Source organism: Geobacillus sp. B4113_201601 (genome assembly GCF_001587475.1).
Classification (GTDB): domain Bacteria; phylum Bacillota; class Bacilli; order Bacillales; family Anoxybacillaceae; genus Geobacillus; species Geobacillus icigianus.
Window position 1 is genome coordinate 67985 of the sequence record NZ_LQYX01000121.1, and the last position, 21964, is coordinate 89948.

Here is a 21964-nt window from a genome sequence, read left to right on the forward strand (position 1 = left end):
GATGTGTGTGCAGGAGCAACGCGATGTCGTTCTTGATGACTGTGAAGCGCTTGTCATAGCAGGACAAGATGGGCGGTGCCGCGTGCTTGTGAAGCTGTCTTTGCACTACGGAGCGCCGGTGATGGCCGTTTGCCGCCAATTGCAGCGACAAATTGCCGAGGAAATCGCGACGATGACCCCGTATGTAGCGGAGGCGGTTGATGTGGTGGTCAAACGGCTCGCCATGCCGTGAAAAAACGCATGAGCGCAAACGTCTCATGCGTTTTTTCCTTACTCTTTGATCTTCTCGATTTCGCTTTTGACTTGGGCCAATACGTTTTGGCACTGGTTGACAAGGGAAGACGGAAAATGTTCATCTTCGCCATACTCGACGCCGTGCGGATAGTAATGTTTGCCTAAAATCGGTGTGAGCAATTTGATGAGCGCATAACGCGAATCAACGTCGCCTTCGATGGCGTACCCTTGGACGCGCAAATAGTACGTCCCTTCTTTCACAACGTATTTGCGGTCGTATGTAACCCGCTCGTAGTCCCATTGCCCCGCGCGCACAAAGCCGAGGCGCTCCATAATGTCATCAAGGCGGGACAGTTCAACCGTCTGATTTTCCAGTCCGCTATTTTCAAATTTCATGCTTCTTCCTCCTAACAACGCAGTATGGAAAGCGCCAAAAAGAAATGATCCCCTCATTTATAATAGTACGAAAACGGTTTGTTTTTCAATGAATTGTTTGCCGCCGTTGCCGTTTCGTCTTGCATTTTTTCCCGCGCCGAAGCGCACAATATAGAACGGAAAAGTTCCACGGGCAATGGTTTGCCCTCCACTGGGGATGAACATCCGGCTCGGTTCGGAATTTTCATGGGGAGCGATGTAACATCGACCCGGGGATGAAAGTGACCGTTTGCTGACGGGATTTTCGCAGAGAAGTTCCATGGACAGCGGACCCTGCCCTCGACCCGGGGATAAAAATTACGCGCTAGTGCGGCGTTTTTACGGAAAAGATCCATGGGCAATGGTTTGCCCTCTACCCGAGGATGAACATCCGCGTCAGTGCGGCATTTTCACAGAAAGGAGGAAAATCATGCAAACGGTGCGGGATATTATGTCGACGGATGTGCAGTATTGCACCCCGCTTGACAATATGTATGAAGCGGCGGTAAAGATGCGCGATTTCGATATCGGGGCCATTCCGATCGTTGACGAGGGGCGGCTTGTCGGAATGATTACGGACCGCGACCTCGTCGTGCGCGGCATCGCGGAAAAGCATCCGGGCTCGACAGCGGTGACGGAAGTGATGAGCCGCGATATCACGGCGGTTTCTCCTGATGATTCCGTGCAGGCGGCGGCCGATCTGATGGCGCACCACCAAATTCGCCGCCTCCCGGTCGTTGAGAATGGACGGTTGGTCGGGATGGTTTCTCTCGGCGATTTGGCGGTGAATCGTTATTCCGATGAACGGGCTGGCCGCGCGTTAAGCGACATTTCCGAACCGGCCCGCCATCCGTAGGACGCCGGAGCTTGTGCCGCTTTTTTCGCAAAGAAAGGGGGCGTTTTGGGCCGCCCTCTTTTTTTTGCTTTCCTAAAACCGCTATAATGACAGTAAGAAGACTGTGCAGAAGGCGGGAGTTGCTGGGTGAAATGGATGTTCCTTTTTTTGCTCTTGTTCATCGGATTGTACTTTTTCACGCCGAGTCCGCCGCCCCCAAGCCCCCCGGGGCAGCCGGAAATCAATGGGCATATGTTGAAAGAACCGAAGGCGACAGCCGGCTTAGTGACATTGATCGGCCAGCCAGTACAGGCGGTGAACCAACAGCTCGGTCGGCCTGATCGCGTCGATCCCTCCGCCTATGGATATGAATGGTGGGTGTACAGGCGTCATCTCGACTCGTATGTACAGGTCGGTGTTGCTCGCGGAAAAGTCGTCACCATCTTGGCCGGTGGGGAACGAGTGAACGTTGAGCCGTTTGCGGTCGGCCAGCGCCTGCAGACGATTTTTCAAACGATGCCGGTTTTATCCAATATTAAAATTCAGCTCCCGAGCGGAACGTATCGATTCGAGCTGTCGGAGCAAGATTATTCGACAAGGCCGGTGGTGAAAGTCGGTGCCGTCTATGCCCAGCTGTACGTAGACCGCTTCACTGACCAAGTGGCGGCCGTGCGTTTAATGGACGGGGAAACGTTTGTCAAGTTGCGGCCGTACGAGCTCGTTTATCGCGGGCATCTACCTGATGTTCCTACCCTTTCGGAAGAACAGCAGCGGATGGTCGATGCCGGCAATGCGAAGCAAATTTTTGACTGGACGAATCTCTTTCGCCGCCGCCATGAGCTGTCTGTTCTCGCTTGGGATGACGACGCAGCGGCGGCCGCAGCGAAGCACAGCCGCGATATGCATGATCATCAGTTTTTTTCCCATAAATCGCCGCGGTACGGTGATTTATCGGAGCGGTTGCAGGCGCTTCGCATTCCGTTTCGAGTGGCTGGGGAAAACATCGCCGCTCACCAAGTGGACGGCGTTGAGGCGGCCATCGGTTGGTTGAATAGCGAAAAACATCGGGAAATAATGATGAATCGGGAGTTTACGCATCTCGGCGTCGGCGTTTACGGCGATTATTACACGCAAAATTTCTTTACGCCGCGTTGAAAATTGGGCGCACCCTCGCCTGTCAGGCACGATATGATATGGCAGATAGGCAAGAGTGGAGGAAAGGGATGAGAGCGACCATGGCCAAGCCTTTGCACCCATCCGTTGAACAGTTTAAGCAGTTTGTAAAAAAACATCCGAAACTCATCCAAGAGGTGCGCAGCGGCAAAAAAACGTGGAAGCAAGTGTATGAGGACTGGTACTTGTTCGGCGAGGACGATGAGATATGGGATCCTTACCGGGAAAGGGACGGCAAACGGAACGAAGGCGAAAAAGGAGCGAGCAAGTGGCTCGACAAGCTGGCCGCCATGCTTGGACAGATGGACGCCGCTGAAGTGCAGAAACATTTGGCGAACGTCCAGCAGGCGATTGGGGCCATTCAAAGCATTCTTTCCGAATTCCAAGGGGCCAGCCAGCAGCGCCCAAACAAAGATGAACATCCGTTTTCCTTTCGGAAGGATTGAAGGATGGTGGCGATGAGAAAAGACGTATGGCAATATGTGCAGGGACAGCCGATGTTGCGAGCGTTTTTGCGTGAACAGCCGCGCTGGTACCGGATTCTTGCCCGCCGTCCGCATGAGCTGGCCGCGTTCCAGCTGGCGGCGTTGCGTCATTATGAATTGACGATCCCGGACAAGGTTAAAAAATTTTCCCAGTCGCTGCAAATGGCTTCGCTGATGTGGCAAGTGTTTAAAGCTATGCGCGACTAATGGCTTCTTCCGACTCACAGCCAACATAATGAGAAACAGGTTCGACTAATTGGGCTGTCGGCGGCAAAGACTATGAGTCAGGAAGGGGTGATGTCTTTGCCGAAACGGCTCAAATCGTTGGCTGGAGCCATGCTGTTCGTTGTCTTCGCCTTCTGGGCGCTGGCGCCTGCTCATGCCGAACGGGCGGATGCGCCGCTGCACATCAACCATGAGGTGAAAGGAAGCGACGTGTTCATCGAATGTTTCGCTCCCCGCTTTCCGTTTCGCCAAGGGAGCGGCGGCGGGCATGTCGATGTGTATGTCAATGGGCAAAAAGTAACCCAAGTGTATACAGCCGCCTTTGTTGTGCGCGGCTTGCCGAGCGGAACCCATCATATTCGTCTGGAGTTTGTCTATAACGATGGGAGAACGGCCGGCGTGGGGCACGAATTTGACGTTTCGATTCCGTAGTAAGGATTGAAGAAACCGGCTGTTACGGTCGAGCGCAGGCTGAGCCGCTTCTGCCATGCGCGCATGATCACCTAGAAGGCCGGTGAAAAACCGTTGTCGCACACCAATCGGTGTCATGTTCATTCAAAAAAGAAAGCTGGTTCTGCAAAGTTTCTCACATTGGGAAATGGATGGAATCAGCAGCATTTTGCACGAAATCACCAGCCTCCTAGTGAAGAGGGCGTTCCACAGCGCGGGACGCCCTTTTTCGTTTTCCCTCCTTCTCTTTCCTTTTCCTTTTCGTTTTATTCATGGTATGATGAACGTATGGAGGTGCCATATTGGTGAGAATTGCGACTCTCGAGCGCATCGAGATTCTAGATAAAGCAGAAGGGTTAGCGAAAATGATTGTCGAGTCCGAACTGGCCGAGGAATACCGCCGCGCATTTTGGCGGCTGAAGCAGGACCGCCGCGCCCAGCAGCTGATTTCCCGATTTGTTCAGCTCAAAGAGCAGTATGAGGACGTGCAGCGCTTCGGCAAATACCACCCTGATTATCGCCCAATCATGAAAGCAGTGCGCGAAGCGAAACGGGAGCTGGATTTGCACGAAACCGTCGCCGCTTTTAAACAGGCGGAGAAGGCGCTGCAACAGCTGCTTGATGAAATCAGCGTGCTGATCGGCAAAGCGGTATCGGAGCATGTGAAAGTGCCGACCGGAAATCCGTACTTTTTGTCGGCAGGTTGTTCCGGCGGCTGCCGAAGCGGTGGAGGCTGCGGCTGCCGCACATAGAAAAAAGGGGAAGGGACTATGTTTCCACAACGGCAAGGAATTATTGTTTGGCTTCATTCGCTGAAACACGGAAAACAGCTGCGCAAGTTTGGTAACATTCATTACATTTCCAAGCGGCTGAAGTATGCCGTCTTATACTGCGACATGGAGCAAGCGGACTATGTCATGAAAAAGCTCGCCGCGCTTCCGTTTGTCAAACGGGTGGAGCCATCGTACCGCCCGTTTTTAAAGCTAGAATTCGAATCAAAAGGAGAGAAAGAGAAAGATTCCCCCTATCCGCTTGGCTGAACGAAAAGAGGGCACGGAACGCGCCCGGGTGGGGAAATCGCGGCGGAATGAGGACGAAAACGGTCGAAATGTTCGCTGACTTGCGCACCGTCCATCGAGGACGACAGCGGGAAAAGCCGCCGGTTTTCAATCACATCGATCACAGGCGGTGGAATGCCAGTACGTATCGAAAAGAGGGAGTTCCGGCTTTTTTGGGGGGAACTCCCTCCTCTTTTTTTGCCATGGCCGATCGCGCTGCGGCGGGAGCGGAAAGCTTGTTTCCCCTCAAGCGCTGACGGTGGAAAGAAACCGGCCGTTTGCCAGCACCATTTCTCCAATCAAAAAATTGGTCGCACCGGTGCTGCTCGCCACACGTGCACTGATCGAGCAAGCGGAACCGCTCGTTTTCGCTCTCGTTCGTTCCCGTTATTGAAGCGGGGGAATAAAGCGGTTTAGGCGCATGATGCCGATCAAATGTTGATAATACAAATCGCGTTCGGCAAACCATGTCGATGGCTTGACGTCGAGATGAATCACGTTCATACCGAGCGCTTGGGCCGTTTCGGCAAACAGCTCATACCGTTTGTTTGGCTTGACAGCCGGGTCGGGAATGCCTTCGCGGCAAATGTAAAGCGGCTGGAAGTCGCCGGGGTCGGTCGGATGCAGGACAACGGCCAAGGAAACGACGGCCCGTCCTTGTTTCACCGTATGGAAAGCGAAAAAGCCGGAGACGCGATGACGGTTCGCGCGCGCCAGCTCGATCAGTTCATATATATCGGAATACCCTTCACCAAGTTCAATGAATCGTTGGATCATTGCTTGTTCCCCCTTGCAACCATCGTCCATTCTTAACTTTACCGGCTGTTTGCCGCGATTGCAATAAAAAAAACCTTGCGGAACCGTTCCGCAAGGTCCTTTCCAGTTTCTTGCCTCCGCGTAGGGCGGAACAAGAAACGGAAAGAATAAAGAAAAGGGAGAGGAGAAACCGGAGGAAGAACTTATGGGGAAACGTAAGTCTTCTCCGTCACTGGCAACGATGATGTTGCCATTACTCATTATGGCCCGTTCGCTCGTTTCTATACATTCGCGGGCGAAAAAATTCTTCAGTTTGACGTTTCTCAACTTTATGGTAAGATTACAACGAATCGATTTTGCGTGCGATAAGATGGAAACGACCAAGAATGGGTGAAGGCGATGAGAGTCATTTCCGGAACGTGCAAAGGAAGGAAACTGCAAGCGGTTCCAGGAATGTCGACACGGCCGACGACAGATAAAGTGAAAGAGGCCATCTTTAACATCATCGGCCCGTATTTTTCCGGCGGCATCGGTCTCGATTTGTTCGCTGGCAGCGGCGGTTTGGGCATCGAGGCGCTCAGCCGCGGGCTCGATCGCGTCATTTTCGTTGATCACGATCGGAAAGCGGTGCAGACGGTGCGAAAAAACGTCGCGGCCTGCGGGCTTGAGAAGCAGGCGGAAATTTACTGCAACGATGCCGAGCGAGCGCTGAAGGCGGTGGCGAAACGCGGCCTCCGGTTTTCCGTCATTTTTCTCGACCCGCCGTATAAAGAGAACGAGTGGCCAGCGCTTCTGTCCGCGCTTGCCGGTTGCCGGTTGTTGGAGCCTGGCGGCGTCGTCGTTGCTGAGCATTCGGCAAAAGCGCGCTTGCCGGAAACAGCCGACGGCTTGGTGCAATGGAAGCAGGAAACATACGGCATCACCGGTGTGACGATTTACAGGTGGAAAGGAGACGAAACCGATGGCGAGCATTGCCGTTTGTCCAGGGAGTTTTGATCCGGTGACTTACGGACATTTGGATATTATTAAACGCGGGGCGAGAGTGTTTGACCAAGTGTACGTCGCGGTGCTGAACAACTCGGCGAAAAAGCCGCTGTTTACCGTTGAGGAGCGGATCGAATTGTTGCGCGCGGTGACGCAGTCGCTCCCAAACGTCCATGTCGAATCGTTTCATGGCTTGCTGATTGATTACGCTCGCAGCAAAAAAGCGAATGCCATCTTGCGTGGGTTGCGCGCGGTATCTGATTTTGAGTACGAGATGCAGATCACGTCCATGAACCGCGTTCTTGACGAAAACATTGAAACGTTTTTTATGATGACTAACAGCCAGTACGCGTTTTTAAGTTCCAGCATCGTCAAGGAAGTGGCCAAATACAACGGCGATATTTCCGAACTGGTGCCGCCGGTTGTCGAGCAGGCGCTCAAAAAGAAATTTGCTTCGCTGGCTGCCGACGGGCCACAGCGATGACGGACAGCGATCACGTCCCAAATCAACACAGCCTGTTTTCTTGCCGATGAGCCACAGCGATGACGGACAGCCCCGCCCCTCGCCCGGCCGGGCCGGCAGCGGGCGAGGGAGGCGGTCAAGAGCAGCGCGGGCGTCTCGCGGATTTAGGAACGGCGGGGCCGTTCGCTGGCCGCTTTGGCCGTCAGCCATATATACAGGCAAAGGAACAGCATGGTGATCAGCGGCCCGTATGGCGGCAGCCCTAAGTGTTCCTCAGGGCGGGCGTAGGTCAATATATGGAAAAACGCCGGAATGTGGCCCGACTCCCTAGTCGCTGTCTCGACATACAGCGGCTGCCAAAGCGCATATGTAAAGATAGCAGCAAAGAGCCCGTGCAGCAGGCGGGCGACCAAAAACGGCTGAAAGCGGATGTTCGCTTCGGCTAAAATGCTCGCGACCTGCGCTTGAACGGAAAATCCGCCGAACGCGAGAATGAAGCTGACCGCCACCGCTTTTTCCAACAATGTCGCCCCGTCGGTTTCGCTGATCATCTGGCTGCCGAGCGTAATTTCAAACAGGCCGGAAAACACCGGGATATCGAGCTCTTCCGGCAGCTGGACGAGGTGAAGCAGACGGCGGACGAGCGGAGCGAGCTGCTCGGTGAAATGCATAACGTTCAACAGTTGATTGACCACGGAAAAGAGAATAATAAAACCGCCGATCATCAACAGCGTTTGCACAGACGAGCGCACCGCATCACCAAGCAGTTTGCCAAGCGGCTGTTCGTTTTTCACCCGCGTGCGGTGCAGCGTCCGCAAGGCATACGGCAGCGAGAACGGCCGGCGTCTGCTTTTTGGCTGCCCCCGCTCCTTTCGGATGCCGTGAAAACGCATGATCAGCCCGACGGTGATGTTTCCTAAGTAATGCGAGGCGGCCAGCACGAAGCCAAGCTGCGGGTTGTGGAAAAATCCGGCTGACACTGCGCCGAAAATGAACAGCGGATTCGATGAATTGGTAAACGAAGAGAGCCGCTCCGCCTCAATGGTGGACAGCTGCTTTTCTTGGTATAACCGCGCCGTCAGCTTGGCGCCCGATGGGTAACCGGACGCCATGCCCATCGCCCAAGCGAATCCGCCGACTCCCGGGACGCGGAACAGCGGGCGCATGAGCGGCTCCAGCAAGACGCCGAGAAAGTTGACGACGCCAAAGCTGATGAGCAGCTCTGAGACGATAAAAAACGGCAAAAGCGATGGAAACACGACTTCCCACCACATCGTGAGGCCGCGGATGGACGCCTCAAGCGACTGTTTCGGGTAGCTAATGAGCGCAAACGCGAACAAGGTGGCAGCGGAAGCGAGCAGCGCCGTTTTCCCTTTTGTTCCCCAGTTTCGTTTCAATGGTCTCCCCCCTTTTTTGCCGTGCAGCTTCGCGCGGTACAACCTCATATACCCTAATATACGAGCATAGGGGGACGTTTTAGACCATAAGATGGGAGCGGAGAACGCTGCGGCAGCAAAGGGGGGAGGAGGTATGCCGCCGAAAATAGGCGTAGCGCTTGGGTCAGGGGGAGCGCGCGGGTTTGCGCACCTTGGGGTTTTGAACGTGTTGGAAGATGAACAAATTCCGATTTCCTATCTGGCCGGCAGCAGCATCGGGGCGCTTGTCGCTGTGTTGTACGCGAGCGGCCACGGCCTTCATCGCCTTTATCGGCTCGCCCAATCGTTTCGGCGCAACGATTTTCTTGATTGGACAGTGCCGAAAATGGGGTTGATCGCCGGGGAACGAATTACGCAGTTCATTCGGTTGCTGACGAAAGGGAAGCGGCTTGAGGAGCTCTCGCCGCCTGTGGCGGTGGTCGCCACCGACTTGCGGACGGGGGAAAAGGTCGTGTTTCGGGAAGGGGAAGCGGCGCGTGCGGTGCGGGCGAGCATTTCGATTCCCGGCATTTTTGTGCCGGCGGAAATGAACGGGCGGCTGCTGGTCGATGGCGGCGTTGTCGACCGCGTGCCGGTGTCGGTCGTCCGCGCGATGGGCGCCGACCTTGTCATCGCCGTTGATGTCGCTCCGCTGAACACGAACGCCGAAATCACGTCGATCGCGGATGTGATCTGGAAAAGTTTGGATATTTTACAAGCGGAACTCGTCGTCCATCGCCAGCTCGCCTCGGACGTGATGATTCGTCCGCGTGTTGAATCGTACAGTTCCCGAGCGTTTACGGACATCAAAGAAATCATCGCCCGCGGAGAAGAGGAAGCGCGCAAGCAAATCGCTGCGATCCGCCGAGCGATGGAACAGTGGAAGGAGCCATCGTCACGATGAAAAGACGAACGTATATCGTTGCTTTTGTTCTTGGTGTCGTCCTTACTTTTCTCTTCATTTTTATCAAATTGCCGTACTATGTGACGATGCCGGGAAGCGCGCAAAGTTTACGGCCGCTCGTGCACGTTGAGCACGGTGACCGCGATGCCGGCACGTTGATGTTGACGACGGTGCGGATGGGGCGGGCGAATGTGGCCTCGTATTTGCTCGCCCATATCCGCCCGTTTTATGAGCTGTATCCGGCAGAGGAAATCAAGCAGGAAGGGGAGAGCGACAAAGACTATACGCTGCGCCAGCTTGAACTCATGGAACAGGCGAAAGAAGCGGCGATCATCGTCGCCTATCGGCAGGCCGGGAAACCGGTGTCGTATCAACCGCGCGGCGCTTATGTCATGAGCGTTCTTTCCGATATGCCGGCCGCCGGGCGCTTGAAAACCGGCGACCTCATCGTTGCTTTGGACGGAAAACCGCTCGCCACATCGGAGCAAATGGTCAGCTATCTCCGCGGAAAGAAGGCGGGCGACCGCGTTCGTGTCACGTTCATCCGTGGTGGGAAGCGGCGGGAAGCCGAGATTGCTTTACGGCCGTTTCCAGACCATCCCGATCAAGCCGGCCTTGGGGTGATGCCGGTGACCGAGTATGACATCCGTACCGATCCGCCCGTTGAGATCGATTCGGAACAAATCGGCGGCCCGTCGGCCGGGCTCATGTTTTCGTTGGAAATTTACAATCAGCTCGTTCCCGAAGACATCACCAAAGGTCATAAAATCGCCGGCACCGGAACGATCGATCTGAACGGAAACGTCGGCCCGATCGGCGGCGTTTCGCAAAAAGTGGTGGCCGCTGACCGCGAAGGGGCTGAAGTGTTTTTCGCGCCCAACGAACATGGGGCACCGGCATCCAATTACCGCGAAGCGCTGCGGACGGCGAAGCAAATCGGGACGAAAATGAAAATCGTCCCGGTCGATACGTTTGATGATGCGATTCGTTATTTGCGCTCCATGCCGGAAAAATAAATGGGCGCTGTGGCGTATTCTTCCCGAAAAGCACGGCTTGCAAGCGGCTCGGGAAAAGCGGCGGCGTACGCGGCCGCCGCTCGTTTTTCCTGCTCGTAAAGCGGATCGCCGTTGAGCTTCGCGGCTTTGGCAACGAGCGGCAGCGCCAGCTGTTTTTTCACCTGCTGCAAGTAGCGGCGGCCGGTTTCGCTCATGCCTAGCAGCCGAATGTACGTCGGGTCGGCCGCCTCGCTTTGCGCTTCTTTGGTGAAGTGGGTCAGCACATGGGTGCACAGACGCTGCAACCTTGTCCACGTGTAGCGCTTCGTTTTCACCGCAGCGATGAAAGCGGCAAACGTTTCCGCCGCGGCGATGTGCTGTTTCAGCCGATGTTCAATTCCTTCTTCGACCCCGGCGATGCGGCGCAAGTCGGCTTCTGTGGCCGTCAGCAGCCGGTATTTTAACAGTGGAAAGTACATTTCCCAATCATGCAAGCGGCCGTACGTCTCTTGATATTGGCGAAGCTGGTCGAGCGCGGCGGCCGGTACGTACGCAGCGACCGCTTCGAGCTGCCCGGTTTGCCGCAAAATTTTTCGCACGCTAGTGGCGCTGGCGATCGACGGGTGGGAAGCCGATTCATCATGGTAGCCGGCCGCGCGCCTTGGGATCGTGTGAGGCGTCATCGGCAATGCGTGTTGCCGGATGGCTTTCACGTAGGCAAAGCCAAGCACGTTGTTCGGCTTCGATAAATCGAGCGGAGCGGCGCCAAGCGCTTGCCACGCCGCGGCCGCGGCTCTCGGAAAGCTTTGTCCGCGCGCCAGCTCAGCGCGGACGAGGGAATCGAATGGCTCCTGCTGCTCGCTCCATGTGTCGGCCGCCGATAAAAACGCGGCAATGTCCCCGGATTCACTGCCGAAGCAAAGTTCCCGACAGCCGATGGCGGCGAGCAGTCGAACGGCGCCTGAGGCGAACCGTTCCGCCGCTTGGACAGCGAAGGCGTACGGCAGCTCAATGACGATATCGATGCCGGAAGCGAGCGCCATTTTCGTCCGCGCCCATTTGGAGACGATGGCCGGTTCGCCTCGCTGCAGGAAATTTCCGCTCATGACCGCAATCAAGCAATCCGCGTTCGTTTTTCGTCTCGTTTCTTGCAAATGGTGAAGATGACCGTTATGAAAAGGGTTGTATTCCACAATCACGCCAACGGCTTTCACGGTTTTCGCTCCTTTTCGTCAAGGCGATGGTTTCTTTCGCAAACATGAAACAAATGCGAGGCCGGACGTGTCCGGCCAGACCGCATCATGGGGCTCCATGCATTTAGTATGAAGCATGCAAGCGACTTCCAACGCCCGTCCTCCCCTTTCGCAAGAGGCGCTCCATGCATTTAGTATGAAGCATGCAAGGGCATCGGTTCAACGGTTTTGTCCTTTTGCCTCCGTCGAAAAACAGCCGTTTTTTCGCCGGGCTTTTAGGGTGCATCGGGAGGGCGCCGTTTGGAAATGATGGAACTATGCGCCTCTGATTGGCGGGCGTCAAGAAAGAGGAGGGAAGCGTCCCGGTTCCGCCGCCGATGTTCGTTGGCGAACGAAAGGGGCAGGATGGTCAAGAGGTGTCGAGCGGAGAGAGTTCGCGTCCGCTGTTGCCTTCGCCATCGGCTTTCAACACTGATGGTTGTAAAGAAAAAACATTGACAAAAATAGAAACGAAACGTATAATTTTATTCGTTGCCTTGAGGTGATAGTTGATGAAATGGACGGTCCAACAACTTCGCCGTTTCCAACATAAGGAAATGGTGATTGATGAGACGATCGATGTGTCTGATTTGAAACAAATCGACACATTGATTCGCGACATTTCGCCGGTGCGCGTCCAAGGGAAAGCGGATGTTGCTTCGACAAAGTTTACGTTTCATTTGACGCTGTCCGGGACGATGGTGCTGCCGTGCTCACGGACGCTTGTTGATGTCCATTATCCGTTTTCCATTGAGACGACGGAGACGTTTTTTGCCGAGGGTGGCGGTTTGGCGGAAACGGATGACGATACCCATGTGTTGACCGGAGATACGGTGGACTTACATCCGATTATCCGTGAACTCATTTTACTGGAAATCCCATTGCAGCTCATCGCCGACAGCCCGGCGGTTGATGGAGCGCCGCAACACGGAGAGGGCTGGGATGTCCTCACAGAGGACGAATGGGAGAAAGTCGTGCAAGAGCGCGAGGCGAACAAAGTAGATCCCCGCTTGGCGGGGCTGGCGAAATTTTTTGAGGAAAAACGGGAGAAATGATCATGAGCGGCCTTGCCGGCTGAAGGCGCCGGAAGCGAGCGCTTCGGTCCGGCAGCTGCCTTGTTTGCCGGCAGGCGGTGTCCGGAAAGGGCGGCCGCCCGCTGGCATCGATATGCTGAATGCGCTCGACAAGGAGGTGGGAACGATGGCGGTACCTTTTCGAAGAACATCGAAAACGAGAAAACGGCTGCGCCGTACACACTTCAAGCTGCAAGTGCCGGGCATGGTGCAATGCCCAAACTGCGGTGAGTGGAAATTGGCGCACCGCGTCTGCAAAGCATGCGGAACGTACAAAGGAAGAGATGTCGTTAACAAATAATGGCCGACATCTGAGGACAAGCTGTCCGATTATCGGACAGCTTTTTTTATTTCCGCCAAGCAGGAAATCGGTCGATGGCTGCCCAATTCATCAAGCGAAAAGGAAGAGAAGCAGCGAGGGATGCAAGTGAAAGGAGAGAAGCACCGATGGAAGCGAAAATGGAATATGAGGCTGGCGTTGGCCTGTTTACGATTTGCCGGCCGGAAAAGCGCAATGCCATCAACTTTGCGGTGATGGAGGCGTTGGAAGAAGCGATGAAACGGGCGGCGGCCGATGAACACGTCAAAGTGTTCGCCATAACGGGCGCCGGCGGCGAGGCGTTTTGCTCCGGCGGCGATTTACACGAGTTTGGGCATTTGCGCGGCGCGGAAGCAAAACAAATGCTTACGCGCATGGGGGAGCTGCTGTACAAGTTGTTGACGTTTCCGAAACCGACGGTCGCCCTCGTCAACGGAACGGCGATCGGCGGCGGCTGCGAGCTGGCGACCGCTTGCGATATCCGTTTGGTCAAGGAAGGGAGCCGGATTGGATTTGTGCAAGGGCGGCTTGGCATCACTACCGGCTGGGGAGGGGCGTCGATGTTGTTCGCCAAGCTTCCGTACGGACAGGCGCTCGATGTCTTGCTGCGCGCGGAGCTGATGACGGCTGAGGAGATGAAAGCGCGCGGTTGGACAGATGCCATTGTGCCGGCCGAGTCGTGGCGCGAACAATGGCGTCAGCGGCTCGCGGTCTACACGGAGCGGTCGCTTGCTGTTTTACAGGCGTACAAAGCGACCGCCGGCGAAAAATGGCGAACGGCTTGGTTTCGTGAGCAGTTTTTCACCGAGATCGACCGCTGTGCCGAACTGTGGGGATCTCGCGAACATGAACAGGCGCTGCGCGCTTTTTTGCACAAGAAGTAATTTTTCCTTCTACCGTTTCTAGTAGTCGCATACATATAATGACAAAGCGGTGATCAGGGGGAGGGGGAAGGAGATGACAGGCATCCGCCAAGACGCATGGACAAAGGAAGAAGATGAGCTGTTGGCCAAGGTCGTTCTTCAGTATATTCGCGAAGGCAACACCCAGCTGGAAGCGTTCGCTGAAGTGGGACGACGTTTGTCGCGGACGGCGGCGGCGTGCGGATTTCGGTGGAACTCGTGCGTCCGCAAGCAGTATAAAGAGGACATTGAACTGGCGAAGCAAGAGCGGAAAAGGCGAAAAAAAGAGGTGGCAGCGATCAAGGAAAGCGGGGGATGGGCGAAGGTGGAAGCGGAAGGGAAACAACACTTGTCATGGCCGGACGTGCTGGCGTTTTTGCAGGCGGAGGAACAAAAGGCGCGCGAGGCCCGGCGGGCAGCGGACGAAAATCGGGCGCTGAAAAATGATATGGAGCAGCTCCAGCAAATGGTAACCAAGCTGCAAATGGAGAAAGAGGCGCTCGAAAAACAGTTGGCCACTGTTCAAGAAGAGTACAAGACGTTGCTGGCGATTATGGAACGGGCGCGTCAAATGGTGGCCGATCATGAGAAGCCGGAGCCGAACGAGGCGGATGGCGCCGGTGAAAGCTGAAAAGCTGGCTGTTAGCCGGCTTTTTTTCTTAACGGAACCAACAGATGTTTGCTACAATAAGGCTAACGTCATATGTCAAGAAAGCGGGGGAGAGGAAGCTTGAAAATCGGGATTGTCGGCGGCGGGGCGGTCGGTCTGCTGCTCGCGGCTTACCTTGGACGCCACCATGAAGTGACGATGTACACAAGACGCTTGGCGCAGGCCAAACAGCTGGCTGAGCAAGGAGTGGCGCTCGAAAAAGACGGGGAGACGACAACGGTGGCGGTCAGGGCGCGGCCGTTTGCCGACGCGGAGTTGGACGAGCCGCTCGTGTTCGTAGCGGTCAAACAGTATGACCTTGATGCCATCTGGGCACGAGCCGACGCGTTTCGTCGCGTGCGCACCCTCGTGTTCGTGCAAAACGGCATGGGCCATCTTGATTCGCTTCCGTTGTTGGTCGGCCAAACGATTCTGGCTGGCGTCGTTGAACACGGGGCGTGGAAACGGGATGATCGCACAGTCGTACATACAGGCGTCGGCAAGTTGACGTTGGCAGTCCGCTTCGGCTCGATTGGTGATGCTCGCGAACTTCAGAGCGACGATCCTCATTTTCCGATCGAGTGGGTCGATGATTGGAAGCGCATGCTTGTCGACAAGCTTGTCGTCAATGCGGTTATCAACCCGCTCACGGCGCTTTTGCAAGTGAACAACGGAGCGCTCCTAGAGGTGGCTCCGTATCGCGAGATGATGGCGCAGCTGTTTGATGAAGTGCGGCAGGCGCTGGCGCTTGCCGATGAGCAGCGGGCGTGGGAACGCATCGTTCACATCTGCCGAAAAACGGCGGACAACTATTCATCGATGTATATGGATTTGGCGCATGGACGTCGAACGGAAATTGACGCCATTTTAGGCTATGTGCTTCAACAAGGTGAAGCGCGCGGGGTGGCGCTGCCGCTTATTCGCTTTTTGTTTTGCGCCATCAAAGGGAAGGAAGGGAGGGAGGAGGATGGATGAGTGGCTTGCTTCAGCGTTGGCAACGTTTATTACCGCGCCGCTTTTGTTGTTTTTGCTCGTCTACGTTGGCGCGCGCCTGTTTGGCCGGCGCAAGCGGTCATCGTTTTACGCCGCCGTCAACGCGGCAACGGTGTTTTTCATCGCCGCTGTTTATTTTTTGCTGGCGGTCGTGTTTCATCGGTCGTACCTCGTTCCCCTTCTTCTCTTTTTGTTCGTCTTGCATGCATTGATCGCGCTCGGCTATTGGCGGAAACAAGGGGACTTCCGCCTGCGCGCGGTGTTTCGCTTATTTTGGCGGGCGAGCTTTCTTATTTTTGCCTCTCTTTACGCGGGACTAATGGTTTATGGCATTGTCGTGCGCATTGCGGCCAGTCTTTAAAAGAGGAAGGGGGCGCGCAGCTCGATCCAGATCTCCGGTGGCCGGCTAGCGAATAGGCGGTTTCCGTCTTTCAGCGGGTTGGTGAAAAACTAGAATGGCGACGCAGGGGGATATAGACGTCTCTTTCCGTCTTCTAGGAGGGCGGTGAAAAACGGTTGTTTCTCTTGAGCAATGGGGGAACGTTTGAAAGGCGCTCTTGACGTGACAAGGCTTATCTGTTTGAGAAACGGGCTTGATCAGCGGCTTGCTCCCTTAAATCACCAGCCTTCTAGTGGATTGGTGAAAAACTGTTGTTTGCCTTGATTGGCGATGGAATGGGTGAACGTCGCTGTTTCCCCCGATCGATCAGGAGATGCGCGATATCCGAACGGCTGAGCATGGCTTTTTTCTCTTGGCGCCAAACGTGCTATACTCAGGAAAGAATACATAGAAAGGGAGTTTTGGGCCATGGAAGTTCGCGATATTTCGCTGCCGGCAGCGACGAAGTTGGCCGCTGATTACATAACAGGTGCGTTTCCAGCTGAGCGGGGATTCGCCTATGCGCGGGTGGACGATGAGGCGTTCCGCCGACGGCTGTCTTATTTGCAAGAAAAAACGTATGCTCGACGCGCGCTCGCCGATTATTTGCGCGTCTACCATCGCCGGCTGGCGGCGGGAGCCAAGACGATGGGCAACATTGAACGATTGAGCGACGAGCGGAGCGTTGTCGTCGTCGGCGGGCAGCAAGCCGGGCTGTTGACCGGTCCGCTTTATACGATTTATAAAATCATCACGATCATCCGTCTGGCCAAAGAGCAAGAGGAAAAACTAGGTGTGCCGGTCGTCCCGCTGTTTTGGATCGCCGGCGAAGACCACGATATCGCCGAGATCAATCACGTTTACGTGGTGGAAGGGGGAGAAGTGAAAAAAGCCGTTTATCCGCACAAGGTCAATGACAGGCGGATGGCGGCCGATCTCCCGCTTGATCGGCGGTTGGCCGAAGAGTGGGTGGAGCGCGTTGTCAAAACGTACGGGGAAACAGACGTCACGAATGAACTGCTCTCCTTCCTTTTTTCCTGTCTCGATGGGGCGGCTACGTTTGTCGACTTTTTTGCCGCCATCGTGCTGCGTTTGTTCGCCGATGAGGGACTGGTCGTTTTGAACGCCGGCGATGCCGCCGTGCGCCCGCTTGAACGCCGGTTTTTCGCCGAGCTTGTCAACCGTCACCGGGACGTAACGTCCGCTGTGTTGGCTCAGCAAGAAGCGCTGCGCGCGCTCGGGTATGCGCCGCTCATTGAAATAGGGCCTGATGCGGCCAATTTGTTTTATTACGACGGCCATGAGCGCTCGCTGTTGCACTACGATGAACAAACCGGACGGTTTCGCACTAAAGCGGGGAATGTCGCTTGGACGAAGGAAGAGCTGCTCGCGCTCGCTGAAACGAAGCCGGCCTGTTTCAGCAACAACGTCGTCACCCGCCCGCTTATGCAAGAATATTTGCTGCCGACGCTCGCGTTTGTCGCCGGGCCCGGCGAGATCGCTTATTGGGCGGAATTGAAGGAGGCGTTTCCGCTGTTCGGGATGGAAATGCCGCCGGTTGTGCCCCGGCTGCAAGCGACGATCGTCAGCCGTTCGCTGCAAACGGACTTGGCCGATCTCGGCTTGGAAGCGGCTGACGTATTGCGTGGGCAGCTTGATGTGGTGAAGCAGCAGTGGTTGAAACGAACGGCGGAAGCCCCGCTTTCAAGCGCGTTTGCCAAAGCGAAAGCGGAAGTGGAGGCGGCGCATCGGCCGTTGCGGGAGCTCGGGATGGCCATTGATCGCGGATTGGAGGGATTGATGGCGAAAAATGCCGCCATCATCCAGGCGCAAATCGAGTTTCTTCAACAGGCGCTAGAGCGGGCGCTTTTGCGTAAACACGAAACCCAATGGCGGAAATTTTGGCGTGTGGAAACGGCGCTTCGGCCGCACGGCGCGCCGCAGGAGCGGATTTGGAACGTGTTTTACTATGTGAACCGTTATGGATTTGATTTTGTAGAAAAACTTTTGTCCATTCCTGCTCCGGAAAACGGAATGCATAAAATTGTATATATATAAGGCTTTTTCAAAGAAAAAGTCGAAAAGAAAAATCCTGTTTCAAGCAGGATTTTTTTTTTGTAAAAGGAATTGTAAAAAAACAACGTTCTTGTTTTGGGAATAAAAGTAAAGTCTGTCAGAACGGATAGCGCACTGCTCGTTTCGCCATCCGACAAAAAGAAACAAAAAGGGACGGTTTTTTACAAAAAAAGCTAAAATTTTGCTTCTGTTTGCGATATAATAAGGGAGCGGCCCTTGGTGACGCTAAGGAGCCGGCAAGCAGCAAAGGTGGTGGACATGTGTTTCGACATACAACAGTGTTGCTGAAAGAGGCGGTGGATGGGCTGAACGTCCGCCCGGACGGCGTTTATGTCGATTGTACGTTGGGCGGCGGCGGCCATAGCGAATATTTGCTCTCTCTTCTTTCAGAACGCGGCAAACTGTTTGCGTTTGACCAAGACGAGGCCGCCATTGCTCATGCGCGGAAACGGCTGGCCCGCTACGGCGAGCGAGTGCAGTTCGTGCACCGCAATTTCCGATTTTTGCGGGAAGAGCTTTCAGCGTTTGGCGTTCACTGTGTTGACGGCGTCCTTTTTGATTTAGGGGTTTCTTCGCCGCAGCTCGACGAGCCGGAGCGCGGCTTCAGCTATCAGCATGATGCGCCGCTGGATATGCGGATGGATCGTACGCAGTCGCTGACGGCGGCGGAAATTGTCAATCGTTGGCCATATGAGGAACTCGTGCGCATTTTTTTTCGCTACGGCGAGGAAAAGTTTTCAAAGCAAGTCGCGCGCAAAATTGAAGAGGCGCGCCGCCAACAGCCGATTGAAACAACCGGTGAACTCGTCGAGGTGATCAAGGCGGCCATCCCGGCACCGGCGCGCCGCAGCGGCGGGCATCCCGCCAAGCGCATTTTCCAGGCGCTCCGCATCGCGGTCAACGATGAACTCGAAGCGTTTCGCGAGGCGCTCGAGCAGGCGATTGAATTGCTAGCGCCGGGCGGCCGCGTGAGCGTCATTACGTTTCATTCCCTTGAAGACCGCATTTGCAAAGAAACGTTCAAAAAGGCGAGCGAGCGTCCGCCGCTTCCCCCGGGGCTTCCGGTTCTTCCCGAGGAAGGGCGGCCCGTGCTGAAAATCATTACGAAAAAGCCGATCGTTCCTTCGGAAAACGAGTTGGAGCAAAACCATCGCGCCCGCTCGGCCAAGCTTCGCATCGCTGAAAAACGATGACCGATGCAAAGGCGCAGCGCCCAGTAGGGCAACGGCCAGCAAGGGCAAAAGAAGGGACATGACATCGAACGGCCATGACCGCATGGCGGTTGGCCATACCGAACAAAACGAGTGGAGAAACAGGAGGGGAACAATGGTGAACGATGCAGCTGTCAAAGTCGTGCGTGAACAAGGACGTCCGGCCGCGTCGCCGAGCCGGGCGCCGCGGCGGAAGCGGCGCTTTCGCCTGTCGCTTGCTGAAAAACTGTTGTTTGTTTCGTTTTTCTTGTTTGTCGTTTATGCGGCTGTTCACATCGTGGCCAACCAAGTGCGCCTTTATGAACTGAACCGGCATGTCCAGCAGCTTGAAGCGACGATTGGCGAGCAGAAAAAAGCGAACAACGACTTGTACGTCGAGGTGCAGCGGCTGAGCGCGTACGAGCGCATTTTGCAAAAGGCGAAAGAGCTCGGTCTGTCGCTTGACGAAAACCGCGTGAAAGTTGTGCAGGAATGATGGCCGATGGAAACAAAGAAGCATCGCAACACCCATCGGGGGGCATGGCTGTTGTTTTGCCTGTTCGGCTTGGCTTTCTCGCTCTTGTTTGCCCGCTTTATCCAGCTCGGATGGACCGGAAAAGCGGAAGGGCACCCGGTGGCGGAGATCGCCGAACAGCAGCGCAAGCAAACGCGGACGCTTGAGGCGAAGCGCGGCACGATTTTCGACCGCAACGACGGCATTTTGGCTCAAGACGTGCCTTCCTACACGCTTGTCGCGGTGTTGGATCCGAACATGACGACCGACCCGAACCATCCGCGCCATGTCGTTGATCCGGAAAAAACGGCGAAAAAGCTCGCGCCATTGCTCGGCATGGACGTCGAAAAGATGAAGCGCATTTTAACGAAAAAGGCGAAGCAGGTAGAGTTCGGATCGTATGGCCGCAACATCAGCTTTGAGCTGAAGCGGAAAATTGAAGCGCTCGACCTGCCGGGCATCGCTTTCATCCGCGATACGACCCGGTTTTATCCGAACGGCACGTTCGCTTCGTATGTGGTCGGCTACGCGCAAAAAAACGAGCATAACGACACGGTCGGCCAAATGGGCATCGAAAAACAGCTTGACCGCTATTTGCGCGAAAAAGACGGCTATGTATCTTTCGACGGCGATGCGAACGGATTTCGCCTTCCGGGGGGAAAGGAGCATATCGTCAAGCCGAACAACGGCGCGAATGTGTATTTAACGATCGATGAAAAAATTCAAACGTTTTTGGAAGACGCCATGAACGGCGTTGAAAAACAATATAGGCCGAAAAAGATGATCGCCATTGTCGCCGATCCGAAAACGGGAAAAATTTTGGCTATGGCGACTCGCCCGAGCTTTGACCCTAACAAGCGCAACATCACCAACTTTTTCAATGACGCCATCTCCTATCCGTACGAACCGGGCTCGACGATGAAAGTGTTCACGCTCGCCGCAGCGATTAACGAAGGGGTGTACAACGGCAATGAAACGTTTCATTCAGGTTCTTATCGAGTCGGGCCGAATATCGTTCGTGACCATAACGATGTCGGTTGGGGAACGATTACGTTCAATGAAGGAGTGCAGCGTTCCTCGAACGTCGCTTTCTCGATTTTGGTGAAAGAGAAGCTAGGAGAAGACCGGTTTTTGCAATACTTGCACCGCTTCCATTTCGATCAGAAAACCGGCATTGACTTGCCGAACGAGGCGGTCGGGCAAATTCGCTACCGCTATCCGATCGAACGGATCACGACGGGATTCGGCCAAGGGACATCGGTGACGCCGATTCAGCAAATCCAGGCGGCAACAGCGATCGCCAACGACGGGAAAATGATGAAGCCGTACGTCATTGAAAAAGTCGTCGATCCGGACAGCGGCAAAGTCCTCCTTGATCATGAGCCGACGGTGGTCGGCGAACCGATCACGGCGGAAACGGCGCGAAAAGTGCGGGACATTTTAGAGACGGTTGTCACGTCGGAACACGGCACCGGCCGTCCTTATCAAATCGAAGGCTACCGCGTCGCCGGCAAAACCGGGACGGCGCAAATTCCGTCCGCTGCCGGCGGCTATTTGACCGGGCGGGAAAACTACATTTTTTCCTTTTTAGGCATGGCGCCGGCCGATGACCCGAAGCTGCTCATGTACGTCGCCGTTCAACAGCCGCACCTCGATGTGACCGAAACCGGGGCGGCGCCGGTGTCGCAAATTTTTACAACAGTGATGAAAAGCAGCCTGCAATATTTGCACATTCAACCGGTCGAAGAGAAGCGCACCGAAGAAAAGAAGGCGCAGCGGCCGCTCGATTCCTTCATCGGCCAGCCGGCGGAACTGGCCGCCAAGCAGTTGAAAGAAAGCGGCTATGTCCCGGTCGTGATCGGTCGCGGCCGCTCCGTTGAAGATCAGCTGCCACAAGCCGGCGAGGACGTGCTCGTGGGCGAGCGAGTCGTGCTCAAGACGGATGGGACCGCCGCGATGCCGGATTTGCGCGGTTTTTCGCTTCGCGACGCCATGAAAGTGGCCCGCGTTCTCGGATTGCGGCCGAGCACCAAAGGAAGCGGCTACGTCATCAGCCAAAGTATTCGTCCGGGGGCGGAAGTGCGCAAAGGAGATTACTTGATCGTCGAGCTCGCTCCGCCGCGCCAGTGGGAGGAAGCGGCGGCGAGAAAGGCGAAGGAGGCAGCGGAACGAAAAGACGACGGCCCGCATGAATGATTTTTTGCCGTTCTACAACGGGGCGTACAAGCATATAGTGGAACGAGCCC

28 protein-coding genes are annotated in these 21964 nt (G+C 55.4%); 23 read left to right on the forward strand and 5 right to left on the reverse strand.

The genetic code is table 11. From position 1 onward, the window contains the following. On the forward strand, positions 1–232 hold a 232-nt coding region (locus B4113_RS16810), incomplete at its 5' end, for an Asp23/Gls24 family envelope stress response protein (protein WP_061912690.1). A gap of 38 nt (positions 233–270) precedes the next feature. Here B4113_RS16810 and B4113_RS16815 read toward each other — a convergent pair. Further along, a complete protein-coding gene (locus B4113_RS16815; RefSeq protein WP_033843460.1) occupies positions 271–630 on the reverse strand; it encodes a YugN family protein in 360 nt (119 codons plus the stop codon). 53 nt (positions 631–683) lie between these two features. Beyond that, entirely contained in the window at positions 684–806 is a 123-nt protein-coding gene (locus tag B4113_RS21060; RefSeq protein ID WP_255358745.1) for a hypothetical protein, read from the reverse strand. Between the two features lie 272 nt (positions 807–1078). On the opposite strand from B4113_RS21060, the gene B4113_RS16820 reads away from it, so the two are divergent. From B4113_RS16820 to B4113_RS16850, 7 genes are all read left to right on the forward strand, one after another. Continuing rightward, entirely contained in the window at positions 1079–1504 is a 426-nt protein-coding gene (locus B4113_RS16820) for a CBS domain-containing protein (protein WP_033022159.1), read from the forward strand. A gap of 126 nt (positions 1505–1630) precedes the next feature. Next, positions 1631–2638: a CAP domain-containing protein gene (locus B4113_RS16825; RefSeq protein ID WP_033843461.1), complete on the forward strand. Its 1008-nt coding sequence runs from the start codon at positions 1631–1633 to the stop codon at positions 2636–2638. Positions 2639–2718: 80 nt separating this feature from the next. Beyond that, positions 2719–3102, forward strand: coding sequence for a YlbD family protein (locus B4113_RS16830; protein ID WP_033843462.1), 384 nt, complete (start codon positions 2719–2721; stop codon positions 3100–3102). Between the two features lie 12 nt (positions 3103–3114). Then, entirely contained in the window at positions 3115–3348 is a 234-nt protein-coding gene (locus tag B4113_RS16835) for a YlbE-like family protein (RefSeq protein WP_033022311.1), read from the forward strand. Positions 3349–3438: 90 nt separating this feature from the next. Further along, positions 3439–3798 (forward strand): hypothetical protein, encoded by a 360-nt coding sequence (locus B4113_RS16840; RefSeq protein ID WP_033843463.1) that lies wholly within the window; start codon positions 3439–3441, stop codon positions 3796–3798. Between the two features lie 323 nt (positions 3799–4121). Further along, on the forward strand, positions 4122–4568 hold the full coding sequence (locus B4113_RS16845) for a YlbF family regulator (protein WP_033844843.1): 447 nt from the start codon (positions 4122–4124) through the stop codon (positions 4566–4568). A gap of 18 nt (positions 4569–4586) precedes the next feature. Further along, a complete protein-coding gene (locus B4113_RS16850) occupies positions 4587–4856 on the forward strand; it encodes a YlbG family protein (protein WP_033022165.1) in 270 nt (89 codons plus the stop codon). A 405-nt stretch (positions 4857–5261) separates the two neighbouring features. On the opposite strand, the gene B4113_RS16855 is transcribed toward B4113_RS16850, so the two are convergent. After that, a complete protein-coding gene (locus B4113_RS16855; RefSeq protein ID WP_033022170.1) occupies positions 5262–5651 on the reverse strand; it encodes a hypothetical protein in 390 nt (129 codons plus the stop codon). A gap of 184 nt (positions 5652–5835) precedes the next feature. On the opposite strand from B4113_RS16855, the gene B4113_RS16860 reads away from it, so the two are divergent. From B4113_RS16860 to coaD, 3 genes are read left to right on the forward strand one after another with little or no spacing between them, the layout of a single operon-like run. Then, positions 5836–6024 (forward strand): hypothetical protein, encoded by a 189-nt coding sequence (locus tag B4113_RS16860; RefSeq protein WP_033843465.1) that lies wholly within the window; start codon positions 5836–5838, stop codon positions 6022–6024. A 5-nt stretch (positions 6025–6029) separates the two neighbouring features. Next, positions 6030–6626 (forward strand): 16S rRNA (guanine(966)-N(2))-methyltransferase RsmD, encoded by a 597-nt coding sequence (gene rsmD, locus B4113_RS16865; protein ID WP_033843466.1) that lies wholly within the window; start codon positions 6030–6032, stop codon positions 6624–6626. Continuing rightward, entirely contained in the window at positions 6592–7098 is a 507-nt protein-coding gene (coaD, locus tag B4113_RS16870) for a pantetheine-phosphate adenylyltransferase (protein ID WP_033843467.1), read from the forward strand. The genes rsmD and coaD overlap by 35 nt, the downstream gene beginning before the upstream one ends. 143 nt (positions 7099–7241) lie before the next feature. Here coaD and ylbJ read toward each other — a convergent pair whose 3' ends face one another. Further along, entirely contained in the window at positions 7242–8474 is a 1233-nt protein-coding gene (ylbJ, locus tag B4113_RS16875) for a sporulation integral membrane protein YlbJ (RefSeq protein ID WP_033843468.1), read from the reverse strand. Positions 8475–8607: 133 nt separating this feature from the next. Between ylbJ and B4113_RS16880 the strand changes: the two genes are divergently transcribed. Together B4113_RS16880 and B4113_RS16885 are read left to right on the forward strand one after the other, a co-directional pair. Beyond that, positions 8608–9396: a patatin-like phospholipase family protein gene (locus tag B4113_RS16880; protein ID WP_033843469.1), complete on the forward strand. Its 789-nt coding sequence runs from the start codon at positions 8608–8610 to the stop codon at positions 9394–9396. Next, the gene (locus tag B4113_RS16885; RefSeq protein ID WP_033843470.1) at positions 9393–10412 is read left to right on the forward strand and encodes a SepM family pheromone-processing serine protease; all 1020 of its coding nucleotides are present in this window, start codon (positions 9393–9395) and stop codon (positions 10410–10412) included. The genes B4113_RS16880 and B4113_RS16885 overlap by 4 nt, the downstream gene beginning before the upstream one ends. Here the strand turns inward: B4113_RS16885 and B4113_RS16890 are convergent. Further along, positions 10385–11605, reverse strand: a complete 1221-nt coding sequence (locus tag B4113_RS16890; RefSeq protein ID WP_033843471.1) for a nucleotidyltransferase — start codon at positions 11603–11605, stop codon at positions 10385–10387. The two genes, B4113_RS16885 and B4113_RS16890, sit on opposite strands and share 28 nt — an antisense overlap. A 530-nt stretch (positions 11606–12135) precedes the next feature. Here B4113_RS16890 and B4113_RS16895 point away from each other — a divergent pair. From B4113_RS16895 to B4113_RS16940, 10 genes are all read left to right on the forward strand, one after another. Continuing rightward, positions 12136–12678: a DUF177 domain-containing protein gene (locus B4113_RS16895; RefSeq protein WP_033843472.1), complete on the forward strand. Its 543-nt coding sequence runs from the start codon at positions 12136–12138 to the stop codon at positions 12676–12678. A 145-nt stretch (positions 12679–12823) separates the two neighbouring features. Further along, positions 12824–12997: a 50S ribosomal protein L32 gene (rpmF, locus tag B4113_RS16900; RefSeq protein ID WP_011230605.1), complete on the forward strand. Its 174-nt coding sequence runs from the start codon at positions 12824–12826 to the stop codon at positions 12995–12997. A 146-nt stretch (positions 12998–13143) separates the two neighbouring features. Beyond that, positions 13144–13899 carry an enoyl-CoA hydratase/isomerase family protein gene (locus B4113_RS16905; RefSeq protein ID WP_033843473.1) on the forward strand — a complete coding sequence of 252 codons (756 nt, stop codon included), beginning with the start codon at positions 13144–13146 and terminating at the stop codon, positions 13897–13899. A gap of 73 nt (positions 13900–13972) precedes the next feature. Further along, entirely contained in the window at positions 13973–14548 is a 576-nt protein-coding gene (locus B4113_RS16910) for an RsfA family transcriptional regulator (RefSeq protein ID WP_033843474.1), read from the forward strand. Between the two features lie 99 nt (positions 14549–14647). Beyond that, complete coding sequence (locus B4113_RS16915) at positions 14648–15541, forward strand: 2-dehydropantoate 2-reductase (protein WP_033843475.1); 894 nt, start codon at positions 14648–14650, stop codon at positions 15539–15541. Continuing rightward, entirely contained in the window at positions 15534–15920 is a 387-nt protein-coding gene (locus tag B4113_RS16920) for a DUF3397 domain-containing protein (protein ID WP_033843476.1), read from the forward strand. Before B4113_RS16915 ends, B4113_RS16920 begins: the two co-directional genes overlap by 8 nt. A gap of 447 nt (positions 15921–16367) precedes the next feature. Further along, positions 16368–17996: a bacillithiol biosynthesis cysteine-adding enzyme BshC gene (bshC, locus tag B4113_RS16925; RefSeq protein WP_033843477.1), complete on the forward strand. Its 1629-nt coding sequence runs from the start codon at positions 16368–16370 to the stop codon at positions 17994–17996. Between the two features lie 278 nt (positions 17997–18274). Continuing rightward, positions 18275–19207: a 16S rRNA (cytosine(1402)-N(4))-methyltransferase RsmH gene (gene rsmH / locus B4113_RS16930; RefSeq protein ID WP_033843478.1), complete on the forward strand. Its 933-nt coding sequence runs from the start codon at positions 18275–18277 to the stop codon at positions 19205–19207. A gap of 136 nt (positions 19208–19343) precedes the next feature. Further along, complete coding sequence (gene ftsL / locus B4113_RS16935; protein ID WP_033844845.1) at positions 19344–19700, forward strand: cell division protein FtsL; 357 nt, start codon at positions 19344–19346, stop codon at positions 19698–19700. A 6-nt stretch (positions 19701–19706) separates the two neighbouring features. Further along, complete coding sequence (locus B4113_RS16940; RefSeq protein WP_033843479.1) at positions 19707–21914, forward strand: penicillin-binding protein; 2208 nt, start codon at positions 19707–19709, stop codon at positions 21912–21914. Positions 21915–21964: the final 50 nt, after the last annotated feature.

Bases quoted from the DNA above. Each gene is read 5' to 3' on its own strand.
- B4113_RS16815 (WP_033843460.1), bottom strand. From the start codon at position 630: ATGAAATTTGAAAATAGCGGACTGGAAAATCAGACGGTTGAACTGTCC.
- B4113_RS16820 (WP_033022159.1), top strand. From the start codon at position 1,079: ATGCAAACGGTGCGGGATATTATGTCGACGGATGTGCAGTATTGCACC.
- B4113_RS16830 (WP_033843462.1), top strand. From the start codon at position 2,719: ATGGCCAAGCCTTTGCACCCATCCGTTGAACAGTTTAAGCAGTTTGTA.
- B4113_RS16835 (WP_033022311.1), top strand. From the start codon at position 3,115: ATGAGAAAAGACGTATGGCAATATGTGCAGGGACAGCCGATGTTGCGA.
- B4113_RS16840 (WP_033843463.1), top strand. From the start codon at position 3,439: ATGTCTTTGCCGAAACGGCTCAAATCGTTGGCTGGAGCCATGCTGTTC.
- B4113_RS16850 (WP_033022165.1), top strand. From the start codon at position 4,587: ATGTTTCCACAACGGCAAGGAATTATTGTTTGGCTTCATTCGCTGAAA.
- B4113_RS16855 (WP_033022170.1), bottom strand. From the start codon at position 5,651: ATGATCCAACGATTCATTGAACTTGGTGAAGGGTATTCCGATATATAT.
- B4113_RS16860 (WP_033843465.1), top strand. From the start codon at position 5,836: ATGGGGAAACGTAAGTCTTCTCCGTCACTGGCAACGATGATGTTGCCA.
- rsmD (WP_033843466.1), top strand. From the start codon at position 6,030: ATGAGAGTCATTTCCGGAACGTGCAAAGGAAGGAAACTGCAAGCGGTT.
- coaD (WP_033843467.1), top strand. From the start codon at position 6,592: ATGGCGAGCATTGCCGTTTGTCCAGGGAGTTTTGATCCGGTGACTTAC.
- B4113_RS16880 (WP_033843469.1), top strand. From the start codon at position 8,608: ATGCCGCCGAAAATAGGCGTAGCGCTTGGGTCAGGGGGAGCGCGCGGG.
- B4113_RS16885 (WP_033843470.1), top strand. From the start codon at position 9,393: ATGAAAAGACGAACGTATATCGTTGCTTTTGTTCTTGGTGTCGTCCTT.
- B4113_RS16895 (WP_033843472.1), top strand. From the start codon at position 12,136: ATGAAATGGACGGTCCAACAACTTCGCCGTTTCCAACATAAGGAAATG.
- rpmF (WP_011230605.1), top strand. From the start codon at position 12,824: ATGGCGGTACCTTTTCGAAGAACATCGAAAACGAGAAAACGGCTGCGC.
- B4113_RS16905 (WP_033843473.1), top strand. From the start codon at position 13,144: ATGGAAGCGAAAATGGAATATGAGGCTGGCGTTGGCCTGTTTACGATT.
- B4113_RS16910 (WP_033843474.1), top strand. From the start codon at position 13,973: ATGACAGGCATCCGCCAAGACGCATGGACAAAGGAAGAAGATGAGCTG.
- B4113_RS16920 (WP_033843476.1), top strand. From the start codon at position 15,534: ATGGATGAGTGGCTTGCTTCAGCGTTGGCAACGTTTATTACCGCGCCG.
- bshC (WP_033843477.1), top strand. From the start codon at position 16,368: ATGGAAGTTCGCGATATTTCGCTGCCGGCAGCGACGAAGTTGGCCGCT.
- B4113_RS16940 (WP_033843479.1), top strand. From the start codon at position 19,707: ATGGAAACAAAGAAGCATCGCAACACCCATCGGGGGGCATGGCTGTTG.